This is a genomic window from Azospirillum sp. B21, assembly GCF_008364825.1.
Lineage (GTDB): Bacteria > Pseudomonadota > Alphaproteobacteria > Azospirillales > Azospirillaceae > Azospirillum.
Genome location: NZ_VTTO01000003.1, coordinates 176,273 through 198,306, shown reverse-complemented (window position 1 = coordinate 198,306; position 22,034 = coordinate 176,273). Strand labels below are relative to the sequence as shown.

Sequence of the window (22,034 nt, the reverse complement as noted above, 5' to 3'; positions counted from 1 at the left end):
AAACCTTCGCGGGGATATTGCTTATGCTGCCGATGGCCTGACCTGCAGGATCACATCCCCGGCGAGGCTTCCGGCGCCAGCTGCTCCACGAACTCGTTGAAGTCGGACGCTTCGCGGAAGTCCTTGTAGACCGAGGCGTAGCGGATATACGCCACCTGATCCATCGTCTGCAGCGCCTCCATGATCTTCTCGCCGATCTGCTTCGACGGAATCTCGCTTTCGCCGGAGGATTCCAGCTGACGGACCATGCTGTTCACGACGCGGTCGATGCGGTCGGCGTCGATCGGGCGCTTGCGCAGCGCGATGCGCATCGACCGCAGGAGCTTCTCGCGGTCGAAGGCTTCGCGCTGGCCATTGCTCTTCACCACCGTCAGCTCGCGCAGTTGGACGCGTTCGAAGGTGGTGAAGCGGGCACTGCAACTGGGACAGAAGCGCCGCCGGCGGATTGCCGAGTTGTCTTCGGTCGGGCGCGAGTCCTTGACCTGGGTGTCCTCGTTTCCGCAGAACGGGCAGCGCATCTGTTTATTTCCCCGTCGATTACAGCGTGGGATAGATCGGGAACTGACGGCACAGGCCGCGCACGCGCTCGCGCATCGCCGCTTCCACCGCCGTGTTGTCGCCGGAGTTGCTGGCGGCCAGCCCGTCCAGCGTCTCGACGATCATCTCGCCGACCTGTTTGAATTCGGCGGTGCCGAAACCGCGGGTGGTCGCCGCCGGGCTGCCCAGACGGACGCCGGAGGTGATCATCGGCTTCTGCGGGTCGAACGGCACGCCGTTCTTGTTGCAGGTCATGCCGGCATGCTCCAGGCTGGCTTCCGCCGCCTTGCCGGTCAGGTTCTTCGGACGCAGGTCGACCAGCACGATGTGGCTGTCGGTGCCGCCCGACACGATGTCCAGCCCGCCGGCGATCAGCGTCTTGGCCAGGATCTGGGCGTTGTCGACCACCGCCTGGGCATAGGTCTTGAACTCCGGACGCAGCGCCTCGGCGAAGGCCACCGCCTTGGCGGCGATGACATGCATCAGCGGGCCGCCCTGCAGGCCGGGGAACACCGCAGAATTGATCTTCTTGGCGATGTCTTCCTTATTGGTCAGCACCATGCCGCCGCGCGGGCCGCGCAGCGTCTTGTGGGTGGTGGTGGTGACCACGTCGGCGTAGGGGAACGGGTTCGGATAGACGCCGCCGGCGATCAGGCCGGCATAATGGGCGATGTCCACCATGAAGATGGCGCCGACCTCGTCCGCGATGGCGCGGAAACGCTCATAGTCCAGAACGCGCGGATAGGCGGAGCCGCCGGCAATGATCAGCTTCGGCTTGTGCTCGCGGGCCAGCGCCTCGACCTGGTCGAAGTCGATCAGGTGGTCGTCCTTGCGCACGCCGTACTGCACGGCCTTGAACCACTTGCCCGACATGTTCGGCGCGGCGCCATGGGTCAGGTGGCCGCCGGCGGCCAGCGACATGCCCAGCACGCAGTCGCCCGGCTGCAGCAGGGCCAGCAGCACCGCCTGGTTGGCTTGGCTGCCGGAGTTGGGCTGCACGTTGGCGAACTCGCAGCCGAACAGCTTGCAGGCGCGCTCGATGGCGAGGTTCTCCGCCACGTCGACGAACTCGCAGCCGCCATAGTAACGCTTGCCCGGATAGCCTTCGGCGTACTTGTTGGTCAGGACAGAGCCCTGCGCCTCCAGCACCGCCTGCGAGACGATGTTCTCGGACGCGATCAGTTCGATCTGCTCCTGCTGGCGGACCAGCTCGTCGCGCACCGCGCGGGCCAGTTCGGGATCGGTCTCGGCAAGCGATGCGGCGAAGAAGCGGCCGATCTCGGCGGTGTTGCTGCTGGTCATGGCGGAAGGTTCCTCATCGAAGGGCATGAAGCGGTCCGGGCGGCCCGGACGGGCGGCTTCCATACTGGTCGGTCCGGGGTCTGTCGCGCTCCGGTTGCGGGCCTCTGCGGCCGAATGCTGGGCCAGGATCGGGCGGCGTCGGCGGCGCCGGGACAGGGCGGCGCCGGCGGCGCGCTCAGCCCATCTTGGCGATGCGGCGGCTGTGGCGCTCACCGCCTTCGAATTCGGCCTTCAGGAAGGCGTCCACGCAATCCTTGGCGATTTCCGGCCCGATGATGCGGGCGCCCAGCGCGATCACGTTGGCGTCGTTGTGCTCGCGCGACAGGCGCGCGGTGGTGACGTCATGGACCAGGGCGGCGCGGATGCCGGGATGGCGGTTGGCGGCGATGCTGATGCCGATGCCGCTGCCGCAGATCAGCACGCCCCGCTGCGCCCGGCCGTCGGTGACGGCGGCGGCCAGCGCCGCGGCGAAATCCGGGTAATCGACCGAAGCCGGACCGTCGGTGCCGAGATCGAGGACGGTGTAGCCGGCGGCCTCCAGTTGCCCGGCGATCTGAGCCTTCAGCTCATAGCCGGCGTGATCGGAGGCGAGTGCCACAGTGCTGACGGTCATGACGACGGAAACTCCGGTGCGTGCGGTCGCGGATGCGGTGATGGGCGAAGCGGCGAAAGACGCCCGCACCCTACCAGATGTCGGTGCAAACCGCCACAGCCACACCATGACGTGGATGCATGGCTAGGATGGGGGCAGGGTCCGGCCGGTTTGCCGGGACGTGTCGCACCGGCGCCGTCACATCCAGGCCGACGTCAATCGGCTCCAAACGACCCGACACCCCAACTCCCGCGAAAGTGTAGACCCGGTTTTCACCCGTTCGTTGCCGAACTGTCGAAGCAAGGGAGATAGCCGATTCGTTATAGGAGCGGGGAAACAACCAATTACCGGATCCCTATCGTCGGAAAATCGCAAGCCGGCGCTTACTAGACGCCCCCTAAAGCTGCGACACAGCCACGACGCGGTGACGGTTTTCAGCGAAAGCTGATTTGCACCTTGCTCCTTTGTTCTGACTGGCAAGAGCAACTAATTTGACGCTTGCCGGAATTATATTGACACCCAAATCACGGTATGCAACTTGGTTCCTACGGACAAATGAAAAACCAGGACACAGTGCAATGAGCGACCAGCTTCGCGCCGATGTACCGGACAATGCGCTGCTGCGGATGACCGCCGACATCGTATCGGCGTATGTCAGCAAGAACGTGTTGCCTGCTCAGCAAATCCCCGACGTGATCAATACGGTCTACTCGTCGCTGACCGGACTGAATGGTCAGCCTCGGGAGGTCGCGGCGGAACCGCTGAAGCCGGCCGTTCCGATTCGCAAGTCGGTGACGCCCGAATACATCGTCTGCCTGGAAGACGGGAAGAAGTTGAAGATGCTGAAGCGGCACCTTCGCTCGACCTACAACATGTCGCCGGACGAGTACCGCGCCCGTTGGGGACTTCCGCCCGACTATCCGATGGTCGCGCCGAACTATGCCGCGCAGCGTTCGGAATTCGCCAAGCGCATCGGCCTGGGCCGCAGCTCCGGCCGCCAGACCCGCCGCAAGGCCGGTTGAACGAGAAAAGTCCGTATGCAACACGGGCCGTTCCCTGCCGGGATCCGGCCCGTGTGCGTGTTCGGCCGGTACAGGCCATATCGGATTGATTGAAGACGCGACCGACTCTCACAGTCGCCGAAGGTCGGGGTCAAGAACCGGCCCAATGTTCGGGCCCGCCCGGCCGGCGGGCGGCGCGCCTCAGTTGGCGCAGCCCTTCCGGCCCGACAGACGGCAGTTGAAGCGATCGACATTGCGGCTTAACTCGCGTCCCGTGGCGATATTCTCGTCATTCAGGCAGGTCAGGTAAGCCATCGACTTGTCGACATACTCCTTCACCTCGCCCTGGCAGGAGGACATCCTGTCGGCGCTGAGGAAGGTGGCTTGATCGTCCATGCACAACGGAACACCCGGCTTCACACAGCCGGCGGCGGGCGTCGTCGGCTGGGGAGCCGTGGAAGGCGGCGCCGTGTTGGCCGGGCCGGCCTGCTTGTCGCCGCCGGACCGCGGCCCGGCCTGCCCGCCATGACCTTGACCGCCTTGTCCCTGCGCCGTGTGGGCGCCGGCATTCGGCCCGGCGGCGGTCGCCGCGTGGGAAGCCAGCAGGGTTGCCGCCAGCGCCGTCGACATGAGTGACACGCGCAGGAAAGCCGTCACACGAACCATAGCCTCGATCCTCTGGTATTTCGGTCCCTTGCTCCGGAGAACAGCCGACCCCGCGAGGCCGGTCCGGAAGCGATCCGCCCAATTCCGCCGATCACGCTCCGAACGGACGGCGCGGAAGAACGCCCTTCTTATGCGCCATTCGTTCAGCGATGCGCGGTTCTACAAGCGTTACACCCCCTGCGCCAGTGCCAACGGGCAGGCATAGGTCTACTGTCGGGGTCGAGCGGTTCGCTCTACGACCGGCGGTCCGGCGTTACAGCTTGGGCCGTCGGCGGGGGCATGCCGGCGCTCACCATCAGCAAAGCCAGACTTCGATCCGCGCCGCCCGGTCCCGACCGGCGGCGCGTTTTCTTTTCCGATCGCAGAGGCCGGTTGACGGTCAATAAAGCCCGCCCGACCCCCGCTTGCGCGTCGGCGGCGCCTTGGCTGCCTTGTTCTGGCCCTCCTTGTTCTGCACAAAGCGCAGCTTGTTGATCGCCGTCCGCTTCAGCAGTTCCTGGCTGCCGGTGGCCGGGCCGGCCACCGTCACCTCCACGCCGGTCTGGGCATCGATGGCGGTGACCCGCAGATAGCTGCCGATCCGCTGAAACTCGAACAGGACCTCGCCGTCCCCATTGCCTGCCGTCATATGAAGCCTCCTTCGGCACCCATCCGTCAGCCCATTTGCCCGATGGTCAATCCCCGTTCGAGACTGCAACACCCGGCCGTCGCCGCTGTTGTCCACGCTGCCGATCCGGCGCGCAGGAGTTCCCCGCTCCGCAAACGCCCGCCGGACGGACATCCACAGCGAGGAAGGACCGTCACCATGGCTGCCAAGACGATGCAGGATCTGCTGATCGAGGATCTCCGCGACATTTACCACGCCGAGAAGCAGATCACGAAGGCCCTCCCCAAGATGATCAAGGCCGCCCATTCCGACCAGCTCCGCCAGGCCTTCGAAACCCACCTCGAACAGACCAACGGCCAGATCGAGCGGCTTCAGCAGGTCTTCGAGGAACTGGACACCCGCCCCCGCGGCAAGCATTGCGACGCGATGGAGGGGCTGATCAGCGAAGCCCAGGAAATCCTCGAAATGGGCCTCGCCCCGGAAGTGCAGGACGCCGCCCTGATCGCCGCCGCCCAGAAGGTCGAGCATTACGAGATCGCCAGCTACGGCACGCTGCACGCCTATGCCACCGCCTGCGGCCTGGACAAGGTCGCCCAGCTGCTGGACGAGACCCTTCAGGAAGAGAAGGACACCGACTCGCTGCTGAACAAGCTGGCCATCGGCGACGTCAACAAGAAGGCCATCGCCGCCAGCGGCAAGAAGGCCGCCTGACGAACGCGGATATGCACTGAGGTATGCAAACCGGCCGCATCCGGGCCGACCCTAGGACCTAGGGCCAAGGTTGCAAGCACCGCGCCGGACCGGTAGGATTCAACACCTTCCGGTCCTTCGCGGTGCTCCTTGATGCGCAGCCTTCAGCCTGCCGATTTCCTTTCGAACAGCACGCCGGCCCGCTGCTTTTCTGTTGCCGTCCGCACCGCCCTGGCCCGCGCCGCCCTGATCGGAGTGCTGTTGCTGGCGGGCATCCTGACGGCCGCCCTGCCGGCGTCCGCGGCAGAAGGGGCGCCGGGCGCCCTGCCCCCGTCGGTGCGGATCAAGCCGCTGATGGTTCCGGTGGTGAATGCGGGCCGGATCGAGAAATACACCCAGGTCGAAGTGAACCTGGAGATCGGCGACGCTCTGCGGCTGGGCGAGGTGCAGTTGAGCATCCCCCGTCTGCACGACGCCGTGCTGACTGCCATCTACAAGGGTATCGACGAGGGCTGGATCGTCCGCGGCAACATCGCCAACGTCCCGGCCCTGCGCCGCCGCATCGACGAATCCGTGGTCGCCATGTTCGGCAAGGACGTGGTCACCCGCATCCTGATCACGCCGATCGCGCGCCAGTCGTCGCTGCAATAACCCGGTTCCAACCTTTTCCCCTCAAGAGGATCGAGTCGTCATGGCCGTCGTCTTCGTCGCGCGCAGCGCCGCCCTGACCAAATGGGCGTCCGACGTCGGACAGGGAAAGCACATCTTCAAGCTTGGCGTCTCAGAAGACGAGGCGGCGGTCAAATCCGCCGTCACCGCCGGCTGGGGCGGCGAGACCGACTGGAAGCTGATCGAGTCCAAGGAGATCGACGGGCTGGACGAGGAGACCGCGCTGGCCCGTCTCGGCCGGCGCGAGAAGGTGATCGACCCCACCTATTATCCGCGGCTGAAGGGCGCCACCGGCGTCTTCCGCATCGCCCTGACCAATGTGCAGAACAGCCTGCTGGTCGCCAAGGCGATGACCGCCGACGAGCCGCTGACCGAGGTCAAGGTCAAGCCCAAGGACATTGCCGACTACATGATCCGCAACTCGATCGCCTGACCGGTACACTCCCCCGATGCCACCCCCGCCCATCCGCCGCGTCGCCTTCGACGCGTTGAGCCTTCGCGAACTCCATGACCTGCTGGCCCTGCGCAGCCGGGTGTTCGTGGTCGAGCAGGCCTCCCCCTACCCCGACATCGACGGCCGCGATCCTCGTGCCATGCACCTGATTGCCGCCGACGCGTCCGGCGCCGTGGTCGGCTGTGCCCGCTGTCTTGATCCCGATGAGGACGGACCGGATGCCCCGGTCTCCTTCGGGCGGCTGGCGGTCGATCCGTCGCAGCGTTCCGCCGGACTGGGGCGGGCGCTTGTCGCCGAATCCCTGACGGTGCTGGCGGAGCGCTGGCCGGAGCGCGACGTGGTCATCGGCGCCCAACAGCATCTGGAGCGCTTCTACGGCGGTTTCGGATTCGTCCGGATCACCGAGTCCTACGACGATTTCGGAATTCCCCACATCGACATGCGGCTGCGTCGCTGATCCACGCAGTCGCCAAGTCGATGCGACACTATGACCTATCCATACTCTTGTATCGCAAATAACGCCTCCCTCGGCTGCAGGGCGGCGCCCGACCATTGCTGCCGCTTCACCTGGAAAATCGGTATAGTCTCTATGTGATAGACCGAAGATTTCGACATACATAGAATTTTCGATGATCGAAATCGTGGCTGCCGCCGTATCAGACGGAATATTCGATCGGGTTAGCAACTCACCCGTTCGGGTCCAATTCCTCGGGCGAGGCGATTGTCCGCGCACGCAAGTAGCCATTCGGTCACATGAGGCGCAATAAGATGTCCTGGTTCACCAACCTTCGTATCGGCGGCAAGCTTCTGGCCGCCTTCGCCGCCCTGATCGCCATCACCGGCATCATCAGCGTCGCCAACTATTCGACCTTATCTTCGATCCAGTCTTCGATCGGCTGGACGATCCACACCTATCGGGTGCTTCAGACGACCGACGCGGTGCTGGCGGCGATGATCGACCAGGAAACCGGCCTGCGCGGCTATCTGGTCAGCGGCGACGAGGCGTTCCTGGCCCCCTACCGCAAGGGCGGACAGGACTTCGACCGCACACTGGCCGAGGTGAAGTCGCTGACCGCCGACAATCCGCAGCAGCAGGCCCGGCTGGAGGAACTGCGCAAGCACGCCGACACCTGGCGCCGGACCGTGGCGGAGAAGGAAATCGCCCTGATGTCCAAGGCCGAAACGCGTGAGGAAGCCCGCGCGATGGAGGCCAAGGCCCTGGGCAAGTCGTCGATGGACGGCATCCGCGCGCTGGTGGTGCAGATCGAGGATGCCGAACGCACCCTGCTGGAAGCGCGCTATACGGAACAGCGCTCCGCCTTCTACACCGGATATGCCACCGCCATCGTCGGCGCGTTGGCCTCGATCCTGGTCGCCATCGCCGCCGGCATGCTCCTGCGCGGCGCCATCGCCAGCCCGATCGTCGCCATGACCGCCGCGATGAGCCGGCTGGCCGGCGGCGACCGATCGGTCGAGGTCCCCGGCATCGGCCGCGGCGACGAGGTCGGCGCCATGGCCGAGGCCGTCGACGTGTTCAAGCGCAACGCCATCGAGGCCGACCGCCTCGCTGCCGCCCAGCGCGCCGATGAGGAGGCCAAGGCCCGCCGCGCCGCCCGACTGGAAGAGCTGACCCGGGCCTTCGAAAGCAATGTGACCGCGGTCGTCCAGAGCCTGTCGGGTGCGGCCACCCAGATGCAGCAGTCGGCCGGCACGCTGACCTCCACCGCGGACGAGACCAACCGCCAGAGCACCACGGTGGCCTCGGCGGCCGAGCAGGCCTCCGCCAATGTCCAGACCGTCGCCGCTGCGGCGGAAGAGCTGTCCTCCTCCATCGCCGAGATCGGCCGCCAAGTGTCGCAATCGACCCGCGTCGCCGAACAGGCGGTCAGCGGCGCCGGCCACGCCAACACCGTCGTCTCCAGCCTTGCCGAAGGCGCGCAGAAGATCGGCGAGGTGGTGGACCTCATCAACAACATCGCGGCGCAAACCAATCTGCTGGCGCTGAACGCGACCATCGAGGCCGCCCGCGCCGGCGAGGCCGGCAAGGGCTTCGCCGTGGTGGCGAGCGAGGTGAAGAGCCTCGCCAATCAGACCGCCAAGGCGACCGAGGACATCACCGGCCAGATCGCCACCATTCAGGGCGCCACCCGCGAAGCCGTCGCCGCCATCGACGAGATCGGCCGCATCATCACCGAGATCAGCCAGATCTCCGCAACCATTGCCTCTGCGGTGGAACAGCAGAGCGCCGCGACCCAGGAAATCAGCCGCAACGTCCAGGAAGCGGCGCAAGGCACCCAGCAGGTGACCAGCAACATCGTCGGCGTCACCCGCGCCGCCGGCGATACCGGCCGCGCCGCCGGCGAGGTCCGCAGCGTCGCCGACCATCTGAGCAGCGAGTCCGCCCGCCTGCGCCAGGAGGTGGAGAGCTTCCTGGGTGGAGTGAAGGCGGCGTGACGGGGAACGTTAGCCCCCCACCTATCCTCCCCCGCCCAGCTCTCGCACAAAGCTATGCTTTGTGCTGACGCGGCAGGCGGACCGTAGGTCCGCTGAGAGCGGGAGAGGGTTAGGGTGGGGGCAATCGGCGGCAGTTCAATGCGACAGCAGCAGCGGCACCGGGCAGGTGCGCAGGACGTGCCGGGTCCCGCTGCCGCGGTGCAGGAACGGGAAACCGTAGTGACCGTGGGCGCCCATCACCAGCAGGTCGGCGCCGGTGTCCATGGCGCGGGCCAGCAGCGCGTCCATCGCGCCGATGTCGTTGACGGTGAAATGGGTCTGTTCCGCCGTCACGCCGTGGAAGGCGAGATGGTCGAGCAGCCCCACCCGCGGCGCCTCCGGCGTGGCGCCCGAGGCCTGGGTCAGAACCGTGATCACCGTCACCTCGTCGGCCTTCTCCAGCATCGGCATGGCGTCGGACAGGGCGCGGGCAGCTTCGCGCTCGGCGTTCCAGGCGACGGCGACGCGCTTGCCGATCACCGGGAAGCGGCCGGCATAGGGAACGACCAGAACCGGACGGCCGGAGTTCAGCACCACCTGCTCGTTCAGTTCCTCCGGCGCCGCCTGCGATCCGGCCTCGCGATCATACTGGCCCAGCACGGTCAGGTCGGCGAAGCGCGACCAGATGATGACCTCGCGGATGACATGGTTGTATTCGCCGTGGGTCAGGCCGTGCCATTGGCCCTGCAGGCCGGCCGCCGCGAGCTTTTCCCGGAAGAACGCCTCGCTGCGTGCTGCCGCTTCGACCAGATGGTCGCTCGACCGGCGGGCGATCACGCTGGTGGCATTGCGGTCGCCTTGGGCGAACAGCCCGCGCAGGAAAGCGCCGTGACGCTGCGCCAGCGCGATGGCGGCGTCGAGCCGCGCCTCGACATGCGGGCTGCTGTCGAGGTGAACGAGAATGTGCTTGTAAGTCATGCGGGCCCTCCCGGAATGAAATGCGATGTCTTTCGACGTCTGCCGTTCTCCGCCGGACCGATAAGGGGCCGAGCGGATTGTTTCATATGCATCATGTTTAACCGGGCGGCATCCGTCCAGCCTGCGGTGCCCGGCCTGCGGTGAAAAGTCGCAAGGGCACGGCCGGGCGGCAATCATCCGGTCAGGCGTCGCGGAACCGTCCATAGGTGTAATGCGCGGCGCAAGCCCCTTCCGCCGAGACCATGCAGGAGCCCATCGGGTTCTCCGGCGTGCAGACGGTGTCGAACAGCTTGCAGTCGACCGGCCGCTTCACGCCGCGCAGGATCGCGCCGCAATCGCAGCCCTTGTGATCGGGAACGCTGGCGCCTGAGATGGGGAAGCGCCGCTCGGCGTCGAAGGCGGCATAGGCCTCGCGCAGCTTCAGCCCGCTGTGGGGGATGCTGCCCAGTCCGCGCCATTCGAAGGACGGACGCGTCTCGAAGATTTCGGCCACCAGCGCCTGGGCCTTGCGGTTGCCGTCGGCGGTGACGGCGCGGGTGAACTGGTTCTCCACCTCCGCCCGCCCGTCGTTGATCTGGCGGATCAGCATCAGGATCGACTGCAGCACGTCGAGGGGCTCGAATCCGGAGATCACCACCGGCTTGCCATGTTCCGCCGCGGCCGGGGCATAGGCTTCGGAGCCGATGACGACCGACACATGGGCCGGCCCGACGAAGCCGTCCAGCGACAGCCCCTCCTCCGTTCCCGAAAGGATGCCCTGGATGGCCGAGGGGGTCAGCACATGGTTGCAGAAGACGGAGAAGTTGGTCAGCCCCTGCACCGCCGCGGCCCGCACCGCCAGCGCGGTGGGCGGGGTCGTCGTCTCGAACCCGATGGCGAGGAACACCACCTGACGGCCCGGATTCTCCGCGGCGATGCGCACCGCGGCGTCGGCCGACACCACCATACGGACATCGGCTCCCTGCGCCTTGGCCTTCAACAGGCTGAGCCGTCCCGATCCGGGCACGCGCATGACGTCGCCATAGGTGCACAGCGTCACCTCCGGCCGGCGGGCCAGCGCGATGGCATCGTCGATCCGCCCCACAGGCAGAACGCAGACCGGGCAGCCCGGCCCGTGGATCATGCGGACATTGGCGGGCAGAAGATCGGGGATGCCGTAGCGGGAAATGGCATGGGTATGCCCGCCGCAGAACTCCATCAGATGGTAGGAGCGGTCGGCCCGCACCTCCCGCGCGATGGCGGCGGCGACGTTGCGGGCAAGGACCGGATCACGGAACTCTTCGACGTACTTCATGGTCGCTCCCTCTGCTCCGCCATTTCACCCGCAACACTGACCGTTTGCGTTGATACGGATCAAGGGGAGTGTCTGTCATGGCCCGCCTTTCGCCTCCGCCCGTCTTCAGGCCTCGACCTTCTCCTGGTCCTTCAGCCGTTCCCAGATCGCATCGAATTCCGCATGGCGGGCGGCGAACAGGGCGAGCAGGCGGGGATCGAAATGCACCCTGGGATCCAGCCGGTCGTCTCCGTTCAGCAGGATGTCCACCGTCTTCTCATGGCTGAAGGACGGCTTGTAGGGACGGGCGCTGCGCAGGGCGTCGTAGCAGTCGGCGATGGCGACGATGCGGGCGGCAAGCGGGATCTCCTCCCCCTTCAGCCCGTGGGGATAACCGGTGCCGGCCCACTGCTCGTGATGGCACAACGCGATTTCGGCGGCCATTTTCAGCCGGTCGGACGCAATCAGGATGTCGTGGCCGTATACGGGATGGCGCTTCATCTCCGCCAGTTCGCGTTCGTCGAGCCGGCCCTTCTTGTGCAGGACCGCCTGATCGACGCTCATCTTGCCGACATCGTGCAGAGCGGCGGAAAAGCGGATTTCCGTGCAGAAGGCACGGCTGCAGCCGGCCCAGCCGGCCAGCGCGTGGGAATATTCGTTGACGCGCAGGATGTGGTTGCCGGTCTCTTCGTCATGCACCTCGGCGGCGCGGGCCAGCAGGTTGACCGACACCATGAAGGCGCGCTCCGTCTCCGCCTGCAGTTCCGCGACGCGGCGGCGCTCCCTGGTCAGGGCGCGGTTGCGCTCGGTCAGCCGTTCCAGCGTCGCGGCCCGCTCCAGGGCACGGCCGACGATGTGATTGACCGGCGCGATCATCTGCTCATGGTCGGGCAGGAAGGTCGGCGGCCCCTCCTCCCCCGGCATCGGGCGGCGATTGATCAGCTGCACCACCCCGATGGGCCGGTCGCGGGCCCCCTTCAGCGCAAAGGCCATGATCGAGCGGGTGCGGAAACCGGTGCGCTGGTCGAAGGCGGGATTGAAGCGGTAGGGCCGCCCCTCCGGAATCACGTAGGCATCGTCGAGCAGCAGCGTCTCGCCGGTGGCCGCGACATAGCCGACGATGGAGGTCTGGTCCACCGGCATCGTGAATAGTGCGGATTTGGCGCGGATCACGTCGTTCTGGGCGCTGACCGCCTCCAGATTCCTGCTCCGCCCCTGCCCGCGCAGCATGAAGACCGTTCCGGCCTCCGCCCCCGTCACCTCGCGGCATTTGCGCAGCACGCGGTCGCTCAGCGCGCGAAGCGACTGGTTCGGCGCGCTCTCGATGAACTCCATGAACTGGACGACCAAACTCACAGCGCGCCCTCCCCCGGTGCGCGAAAAGATTACCCCAATTGTCGCGGACCGAAGAAGAGGCTTGCAGTCTGAGAAATCACGAAATGATCACCCTCCATTGATTGCGGAGCGCTGATCGAAGGGCGATTCCAGGTCAAAAGGCCATCCAGCCGCCGGCCCACAGCCAGACCGCCGCCACCGCCATCGACAGCAGCGCCATCGGCACGCCGCAGCGGGCATGCTCGACGAAACCCAGCCGGACGCCCGCCGCCGCCGCCCGCTCTGCCACGATGATGTTGGCGAGGCTACCCGGCAGCAACAGGTTTCCGGCCAGCGTCGACAGCAGCGCCAGCCCGTAAAGCGCCCCTTCCGGCGGGTTCGGCCAGGCGGCCAGCAGCAGGATCACCGCCGGCACGTTGCCGATGCTGTTGCTGCCGGCCAAGGCCAGCGGCACCATCACCGCCAGCCGGTCGGGCAGCCATCCCGCCGCCTGGAGGTCGCCGACCAGCGCCGCCGGGATGCCGGTCAGGCCCAGCGCATGATTGATGGCGAACAGAGCCGCGAACAGGACCAGCAGGTGCCAGTCGACCATGCCCAGCATGTCGCGGCTGGCCATGCGCCGGCTGACCATCATCACGCCGGCCACCAGCAGCACGGAATGTTCCTGCGGGATGTCGCGGGTGAACAGCACCAGCAGCGCCAGCGTCGCCGCCACCGCCTTGCCCAGCTGCCAGCGGTCGAGCGGCACCGGCGCCACCTCTCTGCCCGCTCCCACACCCTCGGGCTCGCCGAAGCGGCCGCGCCAGACCAGCCAGACGGTGACATAGACGATCAGCATGGCGGCCAGCGCCGGACCGCCGCACACCGCCAGAAAGCGCCAGAAGTCGAGATGCCCGACCTGCCCGATCAGGATGTTCTGCGGGTTGCCGATCATCGTCGCCGCCGACCCGGCATTGGCGGCCCCGGCGAGCGCGATCAGGTAGGGCCGCGGGTCCAGCTTGCGCGCCAGCAGACCCAGGCACAGCATCGGCGTCATGGCGAAGACGACCACGTCGTTCGCCAGCACCGCCGACAGCCCGCCGGCGACCAGCACGATCACCGCCAGCAGCCGCGCCGGCGACCGCGCCGCCTGCGCCACCTTCAGCGCGCACCAGTCGTAGAAGCCGCTGCCGGCATATTGCGCCGACAGGATCATCAGCCCGAGCAGGATGAAGATCGTCGGGAAATCGACCGCTGCCACCAGTTGGCCGGTGTCGAGCGCCCCGGTCGCCAGCAGCAGGATGGCGGCGACCAGCGCGATGCCGGTGCGGTCGATGCTGAGACCGGGAAAGCGGCCCAGCGCCATGCCGAGATAGGTGGCGCCGAACAGGATCAGGATTGTGGTCGTCATTCTTTCGGGCGGATCAGTCCAGGGAGATCGTCGTACCCTCGCGCGCGGCGAAGCAGTTGGGGAACTCCGCCTTCGCCGCGGCTTCGATCCGTTCCATGGTGGCGTCGTCGTGATCGGGATCGTGGTGGAACAGGCCCAGCGTCTTCACATGGGCGGCGCGGGCGATCCGCACCGCCTCCATCCAGGTGGAATGGCCCCAGCCGACCCGTTGAGCCCATTCCTCGTCCGTATAGGTCGAATCGTAGAGCAGCAGGTCGACCCCATCCACCAGGTTCAGGATGTTGCGGTCGGGATGGTCCGGCACATGTTCGGTGTCGGTGACATAGGCGAGCGAGCGGCCCTGATACTCGATGCGGTAGCCGGTGGCGCCGTCCGGGTGGTTCAGCGCCGCGGTGTGGATGCGCACCCCGCCCTCCAGCTTGAAGCTGTGGCCGGGCGGCACCTCCAGGAAGCTGAGGTCGCCGCCCATCGTGCGCAGCGGCACCGGGAACAGCGGACGCTCCATCTGGCGGGCCATCACCGATTCGATATCCGGGCTGCCGGTGAGATGGCCGGAGATCACCCGCAGGCTGAAGCCCTTGGTGTAGGCCGGCGCGAAGAAGGGGAAGCCGCTGATATGGTCCAGATGCGTGTGGCTCAGCAGCAGCGTGGCGCTGCTCACTCCCTCGGCCAGCAGTTTGCGCCCCAGCGCGCGCAGCCCGGTTCCCGCGTCGATGATGATGCACTGCTTACCGGCTCGCACCTCGACGCAGGAGGTGTTGCCGCCGAAGCCCAGATGCGAGGCCATCGGGCAGGGGATCGTGCCGCGCACGCCCCAGAAGGTAACCGTGAAGCCCATTCCCCCGCCTCCAGAGCGCCGGTTCGCGCCATCTCAACCCCTTTGTCGGCCGAGTTTAGCGCGATTCACCGCCATGTACACGATGGTGGTGCCGTAGGAGCCTTGGGAGGAGCTTGACGCGGGACTGCCCCCTCCCCAACCCTCCCCCGCTTGCGCGGGAGAGGGGGCTAAGTGCAAGGATGGCGGAGTTCCCTCTCCCACCGTAAGGTGGGGGAGGGTTAGGGAGGGGGCAATTCCAGGACGCTCCTCACACCTTGTAGGCCAGCCGCAGCCCGCCCCAATGGCGCCCGCGCACCGTGACGGGCGCGGAAACGTCCTTCATCAGGGCGAACTTCCCGCCACCCATGTCGCGGCGGTAGGTCTGCAGCAGGAAGGGCTTGGTGTTGCGGCCGGCGGCCAGACCGACGCGGTCGTTGAAGATCCGCCGGTTGCGGCAGTTGGCGGCGTTCCACACCGGATCGCGACCCTGCGGCTGGCTGAATTGCCGGTTGTGGGTGGGCAGATAGCCGTTGTCGTCCACCGCCACGCAGAAGACGATCCGTCCGTTGGCGGACAGCACCGGCTCCTGGATGCCGGGAAGCAGCCGGTCGCACAGCTGGGTGAAGCGGGTCATCACCTGCCGGGGGTCCGATCCGGCGACCGGCTGATAGTTGCGGTCGAACAGGTCGGCCTCGCTGATGTCGCCGCGGGCCAGCGCCTCTTCGAAGGCGGCGGACACCTTGGCGGCGGCGTCCTTCACCGCGGCGATGAAGGGCGTGTCGACCGTCTCGATGTTCAGCTCCGCGGTGACGCCGATCAGCCGCTCGCTCATGCCCACCAGATTGTTCACCCGGTCGCGGGCCTGGGCGAGGTTGTCGCTGGACAGCTTCACGCCGGCGGCCAGATCGGCGATCTCGTGCTCCAGCTCGCCGCAGTTGGCGCCGATCTCGGCGGAGGCGGCGTCGATCTTGTCAGTCTCGCCGTTCAGTTCGCGCATGGCGCGGCCGACCGTCTCGATCACCGTGCCGATGGAGGTCGTGCCCTCGCTGACCGCACGGGCCTTGGCGGCGCTGGCGGCGCTTTCAACCATCAGGCGCTGGGCCTGCTCGTTGAGATACTTCAGCGTCGCGTCGATCTCCGTCGTCGCTTCGCTGGTCTTGGTGGACAGCGACTTCACCTCGTTGGCGACCACGGCGAAGCCGCGCCCGGCATCGCCGGCCCGCGCCGCCTCGATGGTGGCGTTCAGCGCCAGCAGGTTGGTCTGCTTGGCGATGGTGAAGATCTCCTTGGCGACCTTGCCGACGCGGTCCAGCGCGTCGCGCAGCCCGGCGATCTGCCCCTCGATCCCCGTCACCGAGGACACCAGCGCATGAATGTCGGACAGCGACTGCTGCACCCGGTCATGCGAGCTGTCGACCTCCTGCCGGGCCTGCTCCGTCACCGACCGAGCGACCGCCGAGGCTTCCGAGATGCGCTGCGTGCTGCGCGACATCTTGGCGCCGGTGTCCCTCAGCTGCGTGAAGACCTCCGACTGGTGGGTGACGCGGGCGTTCACATCCTCGATGTGGCCGGCGATGTCCGCGATCTCGATGCCGAGATTGCCGGCTTCCGTCGCGATGTCCGCGATCAGATGCGGCCGAAGCGTAAAGCTTCCATCCATTATGCCCACCATTCTTGCTGTTTTGTAACCGAGCGCTTTCTCCCAAGCACTATTATTGCGCTTTTGAGACATGTTCGCAACGAACCGGCGGTGCGGGACGGGCCCGGGACCCCCTGTCCTTTGGTAGGATACCTTTAGGAGAGGCTACGCCCGGCGATTGTGCACGATTGGGGTATCGCTGCGAAATACGGGACTTCCCGCAATACGGCACCGTATCACGAGTGTCCTCTCGCAAGAGATCCCGGCAAGCCCGGAACGCTTGCGCTCATCGAGCGATGCGCTTGCGCTCAGCCGGCGATGCGGTTGTCCAGCCGGTCGTCGGCCAGCCCGGCGGGCTCCTGATGGACCAGAACCTCGGCGTTGACGAAGGCCTCCCGCAGCCGCCGCTCCACCCGGTCGGCGATCTCGTGCGCGGCGGTCAGGGTCAGGGTTCCGTCCAGTTCCAGATGCAGCTCGATGAAGCAGCCGGTGCCGGCATTGCGGGTGCGCAGGTCGTGCAGGCCGCGCACGCCCGGCTCGGCCCGGGCAAGCGCCGCGATACGGTCGCGCTCCTCCTGCCCCAATTCACGGTCCATCAGGACGTCCAGCGCGTCGCGCGCCACGCCGCGGGCACCGTTCAGCAGGAACAGAGCGATGCCGATGCCGAACAGCGGATCGACGATGGCGAGCCCGGTCGCTTCGGTCAGCAGGATGGCGGCGATGACGGCGCTGTTCATCAGCAGGTCGCCGGCATAATGCAGCCGGTCGGCCCCGATGGCGACGGAGCCGGTGGCCACCTGCACCCGGCGCTGGAAGGTGATGAGTCCGGCCGTCAGCACGATCGACAGCAGCATCACCGCGACGCCGATCGTCCCCTCGGCGATCGGCTCCGGCCGGAAAATGCGCCGCACCGCCTCGACGCTCAGCAGCACGGCCGAACCGGCGATGAAGGCCGCCTGGGCCAGTGCCGCCAGCGCCTCCGCCTTGCCATGGCCGTAGCGGTGGTTGGCGTCGGCCGGCCGCAAGGCCTGACGCACCGCCAGCAGGGTCACCAGCGACGCCATCAGGTCGGTGCTCGAATCGATCAGCGACGACAGGATGCTGACCGATTCGGTCAGCAGATAGGCCGCCAGCTTTGCCGCGATCAGGGTGGAGGCCACCGCCACGCTGGCATAGGTGGCGCGGCGGCGCAGGCGATCCGCCAGAGCGCCGCTGTCCAGGTTTTCGCTCACGACCCGCCTTCTGTTCCGGACCTCTGTTCAGGGCCTCTGTTCAAGACCATCGTTCAGGGATAAAGCCGCTCGGTCGTCCAACCCGCCGCGGCGGCGTCCGCCGCCTCCGCCGCCCGGCGGTAGACCAGCCGGTCGTGCAGGCGGAACGGCCGGTCGCGCCAGAACTCGATGCGCGACGGCAGAACGCGGAAGCCGGTCCAGTGCGGCGGCCGCGGCACGGTGCCGATAGCGTATTTCGCGGTGAACTGGGCCACGCGCTTCTCCAGCTCCCACCGGCCCTCCAGCGGGCGCGACTGCTGCGAGGCCCAGGCGCCGATGCGGCTTTCGCGCGCGCGGCTTTCGAAATAGGCGTCGGCCTCGGCGTCGGTCACGACCTCCACCGCCCCTTCCACCCGCACCTGCCGGCGCAGGGTCTTCCAATGGAAGCACAGGGCGGCGTTCCGATTCGCGAGCATCTGCTCGCCCTTCCGGCTCTCGGAGTTGGTGTAGAAGACGAAACCGCGCGGATCGATGCCCTTCAGCAGCACCATGCGCACCGACGGAATGCCGCCGGCATCGGCGGTCGCCAGCGCCATGGCGTTGGGGTCGTTGGGCTCGCTCTGCTCGGCTTCCTTCATCCATTCGGAGAAGAGTTCGTAAGGGTCGCGCTCGCTGCTGTCGGTCATGCCGGTGGATCCTGTCTCGATGGGTCCCGCACCCCCCGCAGGCGGGGTGCGGGGGGCTTTCCTTTGTGCAAAAGCGAAAGGGTCACAGCCTCATCACAATTCACAGCAAGGATAGGGTCGCTTATATCACTGTCCACCGCGAAGCCACCGATAAGGTGCCGCGGCAACCAACCTTTTCGAGGCGCAAGGATGTTCGTGAAGAAAGTCGTTCCGGCCGTGATCGTCGCGAGCCTGCTGGCAGGCTGCCAGCTGGGTGGCCAGAAGGAAACGATCGGCACGGCCGGCGGCGCGGTCGCCGGTGGCCTGATCGGTTCGCAGATCGGCGGCGGAACGGGCAAGCTGGTGGCGACCGGCGTGGGCACTCTGCTGGGCGCCTTCATCGGCCGCGAAGTCGGCAGCTCTCTCGACAAGGCCGATGCCGGCTATGCCGAGACCGCGGCCCGTCAGGCCTATGCCGCCCCGGTCGGCGACCGCATCAACTGGAACAACCCGCAGTCGGGCAATTCCGGCACCATCGTCACCACGCGCGACGGCTACAGCAACACCGGCACCTACTGCCGCGAGTTCCAGCAGACCATCGTGGTCAAGGGCCGGACGGAGCAGGCGTACGGAACCGCTTGCAAACAGGCCGACGGTACGTGGAAGATCATCGGCAACTCGTAACACGTCCGACCTGCAACCCTTGAGCCCCCTTGGGGCGGGAATTCTCTGCCCGTGGCTACGCGCGATCCCTACAGCGTTCTCGGCGTCAGCCGGTCCGCCAGTGCCGACGACATCAAGAAGGCGTACCGCAAGCTCGCCAAGCTGCATCACCCGGACCTGAAGCCGGGCGACGCCGCCAACGAGGAGCGGTTCAAGGAAATCTCGGCCGCCTACACGCTGCTGTCGGATACCGAGAAGCGCGCCCGCTACGACCGGGGCGAGATCGATCCGTCCGGCCAGGAACGGCACGCGGGCTTCGGCACCCGCGGCCGGACCAGCCGGGGCAAGGCCTACAGCGGTACCGCCGACGACAGCTTCTTCGGCGGCGGTGACGACTGGTTCTCCGACCTGTTCGGCGGCGGCCGGCGCCGCCCCGGCGGGGCCGGGGCCGGGGCCGGAATGGGCGGCGGCTCCACCGGCGGCTCGGCCGGGCCACGGGTGCGCGGCAGCGACATCTCCTACTCCGTCACCGTCCCCTTCGTGGAGGCGGCGAACGGATCGAAGCGGCGCATCAACCTATCCAACGGCAAGAGCATCGACGTCGCCATCCCGCCGGGGACGGAGAACGAGACGAAGCTGCGCCTGAAGGGCCAGGGCCTGCCCGGCATGGGCGGCATGCCCAATGGCGATGCCATTGTCGAGGTGCATGTCGAATCCCACCCCTTCTTCACCCGGCAGGACAGCGACATCCACGTCGAGGTGCCGATCACCCTGAACGAGGCGGTTCTGGGCGCCACCGTCAATGTCCCGACCATCAGCGGCAAGGTGGCGGTGAAGGTGCCGCCCGGCGCCAACACCGGCTCCGTCCTGCGGCTGCGCGGCAAGGGCGTGGTCAATCAGGCCACCAAGCAGCCGGGCGACCAGTATGTGAAGCTGAAGGTCGTCCTGCCCGACCCGCCCGACGCCGAACTGGTCAAGTTCGTGGAACAGTGGTCGAAGACCCGCAGCTACGACGTCCGCAAGAAGGCGGGGCTGGAGTAGGCGAAAGCACCCGGTCGCCATGCAGGCGGCGGTTTCGACATGCGGCCTGCCCTCCGGGGCGGGCCGTCTTCGTATGCGCCGCCCCCTGCAGCGCGGCACCACGCCGCGGCCAGGACCGATCCGCGTCGACCGAGAGTGTTGCACCGCACCGATTGCCTGCGGATCGTGACTCCCTCAGGCTTTCCAATCGCGGCAGGCCATTCGCCGAGGCAGCGGACAATGAACTTCTTCGACGCAATCAGGTCGGTGCTTTCACAGTATGTCGGGTTTTCCGGCCGCGCACTGCGATCCGAATATTGGTATTGGATCCTGTTCACGGTCCTGGTCAGCATCGTCACCAGCATCATCGACGTCGCCCTGTTTCCGTTCGAGGATGCCAGCCCCCTGAATTCGATCACCAATCTGGCGCTGTTGCTGCCGGGCTTGGCTGTGTCGGTCCGCCGCCTGCACGATGTCGGGCGGTCCGGCTGGTGGGTGCTGCTGGCTCTGGTGCCGCTGATCGGCTGGATCGTTCTGGTAATCTGGGCGGCGACCAAGGGTGATGCCGCGGCAAACCGGTTCGGCCCGCCGCCGCAGCCGAACGCCGGTTCGCCCGCCGTCGCCTGAGCGGTTACTTCTTCACCGCGCGCAGCGGCACCGGTCCCGCCGCCGCCGGACGATCCCCCTGCCCCGCCGGCTGACCTTCCGGCGGCAGGTCATCGTTCAGCAGGGTTTTCAGCGGCACGCTCAGCAGGTCGCTCTGGCTGGATTCCGCGGCGTCCAGCAGGCGGGCGGTGCGCTCCTGCCAAGGCAGGTTCAGCCCGCCCAGCCCATGGACGGAGCCGCGCATGCCGATGCCCAGCGCCTTCATCAGCTCCAGCAGCGTCGCCTCTCCCATGTCGCGGGTCACCACCCAGGCGTCGCGCGTGGTGTGGGCGACCCAATGGGCGTCGCGCAGCTGTTCCAGGATGCCGTCGATCAGCAGCGTGCCGACCGGCACGCGGCCGACCAGCGTGCGGCGGCGCAGGCCCACGCCCAGCCGGCTCGCCTCCATCAGCTCGTGCAGGACGGCGAGCGCCAGCGCCAGCCGCTGGGCCGGCAGCAGCCCCTCCATGCCGCCACGGGTGACCTTGCCCGCCCGCCATTCCGGCAGGGAGGCGGCGACCACCGCGCCGAACAGCACCGTCGACCACGCGATGTACAGCCAGAACAGGAAGATCGGCACCACGGACAGGGCGCCGTAGATGGTCTGGTAGGCTGGGTATTCGCGCATGTACCAGCCGAAGATCGCCTTCGACACCTCCAGCAGCACCGAACCGATCGCCCCGCCGCACAGCGCGTCCAGCCAGAAGACGTCGCGGTTGGGGATGATCAGGTACAGCAGCGAACAGCCGACCAGCTGCAGGACGAAGGGCAGCAGCATGCCGATGCCGGCCAACGGATGGACCACGCCCTCCAGATGCGCCAACTCCAACGCGGTCCACAGCGTACTGGACAGAGACAGGCTGGCCCCGGCGAACAGCGGCGTCAGCGACACCACCGCCCAGAAGGACAGGATGCGGGTGACGTAGGACCGCGGCTCCCGCACACGCCAGACGGTGGCGAAGGAGCCCTCGATGGTCCAGATCAGCAGCACCGCCGACATCGCCAGCCCGATCACGCCGAAGATCGGCATCTGGCCGGCATTCGCCATGAATCGGCCGAGATATTCCAGGATCGCGTCGCCGATCTCCGGCACCAGATTCTTGATGACGGCGGTTTGGATCCGCATCTGCAGTGCGCTGAAGGCCGGAAAGGCCGAGAAGATGGCGAAGCCGATGGTCATGATCGGCACGATCGCCAGCAGCGAGGTGTAGGTCAGCGCCGCCGCTGTCTGGAAGCAGTTGTCGTTGTAGAAGCGCAGCATGGAGTGGCCGAAGAAGCCGCCCAGTTCCCTCAGGCCGCCGAAGATGCGGCTGCGCTCCTCCTCCTCCGGGCGGGAATCGTCATTATGGAGAGACATGCGGCGCCCCCTGCGGCAAGACCGCCCGCGTCGGTTTGACCGGTGGGCGCTTTCGTGTAGGATGCGCCGCACTTTTCGCGGCTGGAGCCG

At 67.0% G+C, this 22,034-nt stretch carries 23 protein-coding genes; 9 read left to right on the top strand and 14 right to left on the bottom strand.

Annotation, left to right across the window (positions count from 1 at the left end):
• Nucleotides 1-50: 50 nt before the first annotated feature.
• From nrdR to rpiB, 3 genes are all read right to left on the bottom strand, one after another.
• Nucleotides 51-518 (bottom strand): transcriptional regulator NrdR, encoded by a 468-nt coding sequence (nrdR, locus tag FZ983_RS09160; protein ID WP_149223257.1) that lies wholly within the window; start codon nucleotides 516-518, stop codon nucleotides 51-53.
• A gap of 19 nt (nucleotides 519-537) precedes the next feature.
• Complete coding sequence (gene glyA, locus FZ983_RS09155; protein ID WP_149223256.1) at nucleotides 538-1,839, bottom strand: serine hydroxymethyltransferase; 1,302 nt, start codon at nucleotides 1,837-1,839, stop codon at nucleotides 538-540.
• 175 nt (nucleotides 1,840-2,014) lie between these two features.
• On the bottom strand, nucleotides 2,015-2,452 hold the full coding sequence (rpiB, locus tag FZ983_RS09150) for a ribose 5-phosphate isomerase B (protein ID WP_149223255.1): 438 nt from the start codon (nucleotides 2,450-2,452) through the stop codon (nucleotides 2,015-2,017).
• Between the two features lie 557 nt (nucleotides 2,453-3,009).
• Between rpiB and FZ983_RS09145 the strand changes: the two genes are divergently transcribed.
• On the top strand, nucleotides 3,010-3,453 hold the full coding sequence (locus FZ983_RS09145) for a MucR family transcriptional regulator (RefSeq protein WP_014247241.1): 444 nt from the start codon (nucleotides 3,010-3,012) through the stop codon (nucleotides 3,451-3,453).
• Between the two features lie 180 nt (nucleotides 3,454-3,633).
• On the opposite strand, the gene FZ983_RS09140 is transcribed toward FZ983_RS09145, so the two are convergent.
• Both FZ983_RS09140 and FZ983_RS09135 read right to left on the bottom strand, forming a co-directional pair.
• A complete protein-coding gene (locus FZ983_RS09140; protein ID WP_149223254.1) occupies nucleotides 3,634-4,098 on the bottom strand; it encodes a hypothetical protein in 465 nt (154 codons plus the stop codon).
• A 379-nt stretch (nucleotides 4,099-4,477) separates the two neighbouring features.
• Nucleotides 4,478-4,726, bottom strand: a complete 249-nt coding sequence (locus FZ983_RS09135; RefSeq protein ID WP_149223253.1) for a hypothetical protein — start codon at nucleotides 4,724-4,726, stop codon at nucleotides 4,478-4,480.
• A 177-nt stretch (nucleotides 4,727-4,903) separates the two neighbouring features.
• Here FZ983_RS09135 and FZ983_RS09130 point away from each other — a divergent pair, with 177 nt between their 5' ends.
• The 5 genes from FZ983_RS09130 (at nucleotide 4,904) to FZ983_RS09110 (ending at nucleotide 8,972) form a co-directional block, all read left to right on the top strand.
• Nucleotides 4,904-5,416, top strand: a complete 513-nt coding sequence (locus FZ983_RS09130) for a ferritin-like domain-containing protein (RefSeq protein ID WP_149223252.1) — start codon at nucleotides 4,904-4,906, stop codon at nucleotides 5,414-5,416.
• A 132-nt stretch (nucleotides 5,417-5,548) separates the two neighbouring features.
• Nucleotides 5,549-6,046 carry a hypothetical protein gene (locus FZ983_RS09125; RefSeq protein WP_149223251.1) on the top strand — a complete coding sequence of 166 codons (498 nt, stop codon included), beginning with the start codon at nucleotides 5,549-5,551 and terminating at the stop codon, nucleotides 6,044-6,046.
• A 40-nt stretch (nucleotides 6,047-6,086) separates the two neighbouring features.
• Entirely contained in the window at nucleotides 6,087-6,497 is a 411-nt protein-coding gene (locus FZ983_RS09120) for a hypothetical protein (protein WP_149223250.1), read from the top strand.
• A 16-nt stretch (nucleotides 6,498-6,513) separates the two neighbouring features.
• Nucleotides 6,514-6,975: a GNAT family N-acetyltransferase gene (locus FZ983_RS09115; RefSeq protein ID WP_149223249.1), complete on the top strand. Its 462-nt coding sequence runs from the start codon at nucleotides 6,514-6,516 to the stop codon at nucleotides 6,973-6,975.
• A gap of 311 nt (nucleotides 6,976-7,286) precedes the next feature.
• The gene (locus FZ983_RS09110) at nucleotides 7,287-8,972 is read left to right on the top strand and encodes a CHASE3 domain-containing protein (RefSeq protein ID WP_247883682.1); all 1,686 of its coding nucleotides are present in this window, start codon (nucleotides 7,287-7,289) and stop codon (nucleotides 8,970-8,972) included.
• 135 nt (nucleotides 8,973-9,107) lie between these two features.
• Here FZ983_RS09110 and FZ983_RS09105 read toward each other — a convergent pair whose 3' ends face one another.
• The 8 genes from FZ983_RS09105 to pdxH all read right to left on the bottom strand — a co-directional run bounded on the left by FZ983_RS09105 (nucleotide 9,108) and on the right by pdxH (nucleotide 18,280).
• Nucleotides 9,108-9,929 (bottom strand): universal stress protein, encoded by an 822-nt coding sequence (locus FZ983_RS09105; protein WP_149223247.1) that lies wholly within the window; start codon nucleotides 9,927-9,929, stop codon nucleotides 9,108-9,110.
• A gap of 181 nt (nucleotides 9,930-10,110) precedes the next feature.
• Nucleotides 10,111-11,223: a hydrogenase formation protein HypD gene (gene hypD, locus FZ983_RS09100; protein ID WP_149223246.1), complete on the bottom strand. Its 1,113-nt coding sequence runs from the start codon at nucleotides 11,221-11,223 to the stop codon at nucleotides 10,111-10,113.
• 105 nt (nucleotides 11,224-11,328) lie between these two features.
• A complete protein-coding gene (locus FZ983_RS09095) occupies nucleotides 11,329-12,558 on the bottom strand; it encodes an HD domain-containing phosphohydrolase (protein ID WP_247883681.1) in 1,230 nt (409 codons plus the stop codon).
• A gap of 133 nt (nucleotides 12,559-12,691) precedes the next feature.
• Nucleotides 12,692-13,927 carry an SLC13 family permease gene (locus tag FZ983_RS09090; protein WP_149223245.1) on the bottom strand — a complete coding sequence of 412 codons (1,236 nt, stop codon included), beginning with the start codon at nucleotides 13,925-13,927 and terminating at the stop codon, nucleotides 12,692-12,694.
• A 13-nt stretch (nucleotides 13,928-13,940) separates the two neighbouring features.
• Entirely contained in the window at nucleotides 13,941-14,765 is an 825-nt protein-coding gene (locus FZ983_RS09085) for an MBL fold metallo-hydrolase (RefSeq protein ID WP_149223244.1), read from the bottom strand.
• A 247-nt stretch (nucleotides 14,766-15,012) separates the two neighbouring features.
• Entirely contained in the window at nucleotides 15,013-16,404 is a 1,392-nt protein-coding gene (locus FZ983_RS09080) for a methyl-accepting chemotaxis protein (RefSeq protein ID WP_149223243.1), read from the bottom strand.
• Between the two features lie 287 nt (nucleotides 16,405-16,691).
• The gene (locus tag FZ983_RS09075; RefSeq protein ID WP_149223242.1) at nucleotides 16,692-17,615 is read right to left on the bottom strand and encodes a cation diffusion facilitator family transporter; all 924 of its coding nucleotides are present in this window, start codon (nucleotides 17,613-17,615) and stop codon (nucleotides 16,692-16,694) included.
• A 53-nt stretch (nucleotides 17,616-17,668) separates the two neighbouring features.
• On the bottom strand, nucleotides 17,669-18,280 hold the full coding sequence (gene pdxH, locus FZ983_RS09070) for a pyridoxamine 5'-phosphate oxidase (protein ID WP_149223241.1): 612 nt from the start codon (nucleotides 18,278-18,280) through the stop codon (nucleotides 17,669-17,671).
• A 189-nt stretch (nucleotides 18,281-18,469) separates the two neighbouring features.
• Here pdxH and FZ983_RS09065 point away from each other — a divergent pair, with 189 nt between their 5' ends.
• The 3 genes from FZ983_RS09065 to FZ983_RS09055 all read left to right on the top strand — a co-directional run bounded on the left by FZ983_RS09065 (nucleotide 18,470) and on the right by FZ983_RS09055 (nucleotide 20,569).
• Entirely contained in the window at nucleotides 18,470-18,943 is a 474-nt protein-coding gene (locus FZ983_RS09065) for an RT0821/Lpp0805 family surface protein (RefSeq protein ID WP_149223240.1), read from the top strand.
• A 51-nt stretch (nucleotides 18,944-18,994) separates the two neighbouring features.
• Nucleotides 18,995-19,963, top strand: coding sequence for a J domain-containing protein (locus tag FZ983_RS09060; protein WP_149223239.1), 969 nt, complete (start codon nucleotides 18,995-18,997; stop codon nucleotides 19,961-19,963).
• 219 nt (nucleotides 19,964-20,182) lie between these two features.
• Nucleotides 20,183-20,569: a DUF805 domain-containing protein gene (locus FZ983_RS09055; RefSeq protein WP_149223238.1), complete on the top strand. Its 387-nt coding sequence runs from the start codon at nucleotides 20,183-20,185 to the stop codon at nucleotides 20,567-20,569.
• 4 nt (nucleotides 20,570-20,573) lie between these two features.
• Here FZ983_RS09055 and FZ983_RS09050 read toward each other — a convergent pair whose 3' ends face one another.
• On the bottom strand, nucleotides 20,574-21,944 hold the full coding sequence (locus FZ983_RS09050; protein ID WP_149223237.1) for a YihY family inner membrane protein: 1,371 nt from the start codon (nucleotides 21,942-21,944) through the stop codon (nucleotides 20,574-20,576).
• Nucleotides 21,945-22,034: the final 90 nt, after the last annotated feature.

Bases quoted from the DNA above. Each gene is read 5' to 3' on its own strand.
- nrdR (WP_149223257.1), bottom strand. From the start codon at position 518: ATGCGCTGCCCGTTCTGCGGAAACGAGGACACCCAGGTCAAGGACTCG.
- glyA (WP_149223256.1), bottom strand. From the start codon at position 1,839: ATGACCAGCAGCAACACCGCCGAGATCGGCCGCTTCTTCGCCGCATCG.
- rpiB (WP_149223255.1), bottom strand. From the start codon at position 2,452: ATGACCGTCAGCACTGTGGCACTCGCCTCCGATCACGCCGGCTATGAG.
- FZ983_RS09145 (WP_014247241.1), top strand. From the start codon at position 3,010: ATGAGCGACCAGCTTCGCGCCGATGTACCGGACAATGCGCTGCTGCGG.
- FZ983_RS09140 (WP_149223254.1), bottom strand. From the start codon at position 4,098: ATGGTTCGTGTGACGGCTTTCCTGCGCGTGTCACTCATGTCGACGGCG.
- FZ983_RS09135 (WP_149223253.1), bottom strand. From the start codon at position 4,726: ATGACGGCAGGCAATGGGGACGGCGAGGTCCTGTTCGAGTTTCAGCGG.
- FZ983_RS09130 (WP_149223252.1), top strand. From the start codon at position 4,904: ATGGCTGCCAAGACGATGCAGGATCTGCTGATCGAGGATCTCCGCGAC.
- FZ983_RS09125 (WP_149223251.1), top strand. From the start codon at position 5,549: ATGCGCAGCCTTCAGCCTGCCGATTTCCTTTCGAACAGCACGCCGGCC.
- FZ983_RS09120 (WP_149223250.1), top strand. From the start codon at position 6,087: ATGGCCGTCGTCTTCGTCGCGCGCAGCGCCGCCCTGACCAAATGGGCG.
- FZ983_RS09115 (WP_149223249.1), top strand. From the start codon at position 6,514: ATGCCACCCCCGCCCATCCGCCGCGTCGCCTTCGACGCGTTGAGCCTT.
- FZ983_RS09110 (WP_247883682.1), top strand. From the start codon at position 7,287: ATGTCCTGGTTCACCAACCTTCGTATCGGCGGCAAGCTTCTGGCCGCC.
- FZ983_RS09105 (WP_149223247.1), bottom strand. From the start codon at position 9,929: ATGACTTACAAGCACATTCTCGTTCACCTCGACAGCAGCCCGCATGTC.
- hypD (WP_149223246.1), bottom strand. From the start codon at position 11,223: ATGAAGTACGTCGAAGAGTTCCGTGATCCGGTCCTTGCCCGCAACGTC.
- FZ983_RS09090 (WP_149223245.1), bottom strand. From the start codon at position 13,927: ATGACGACCACAATCCTGATCCTGTTCGGCGCCACCTATCTCGGCATG.
- FZ983_RS09085 (WP_149223244.1), bottom strand. From the start codon at position 14,765: ATGGGCTTCACGGTTACCTTCTGGGGCGTGCGCGGCACGATCCCCTGC.
- FZ983_RS09080 (WP_149223243.1), bottom strand. From the start codon at position 16,404: ATGGATGGAAGCTTTACGCTTCGGCCGCATCTGATCGCGGACATCGCG.
- pdxH (WP_149223241.1), bottom strand. From the start codon at position 18,280: ATGACCGACAGCAGCGAGCGCGACCCTTACGAACTCTTCTCCGAATGG.
- FZ983_RS09065 (WP_149223240.1), top strand. From the start codon at position 18,470: ATGTTCGTGAAGAAAGTCGTTCCGGCCGTGATCGTCGCGAGCCTGCTG.
- FZ983_RS09055 (WP_149223238.1), top strand. From the start codon at position 20,183: ATGAACTTCTTCGACGCAATCAGGTCGGTGCTTTCACAGTATGTCGGG.
- FZ983_RS09050 (WP_149223237.1), bottom strand. From the start codon at position 21,944: ATGTCTCTCCATAATGACGATTCCCGCCCGGAGGAGGAGGAGCGCAGC.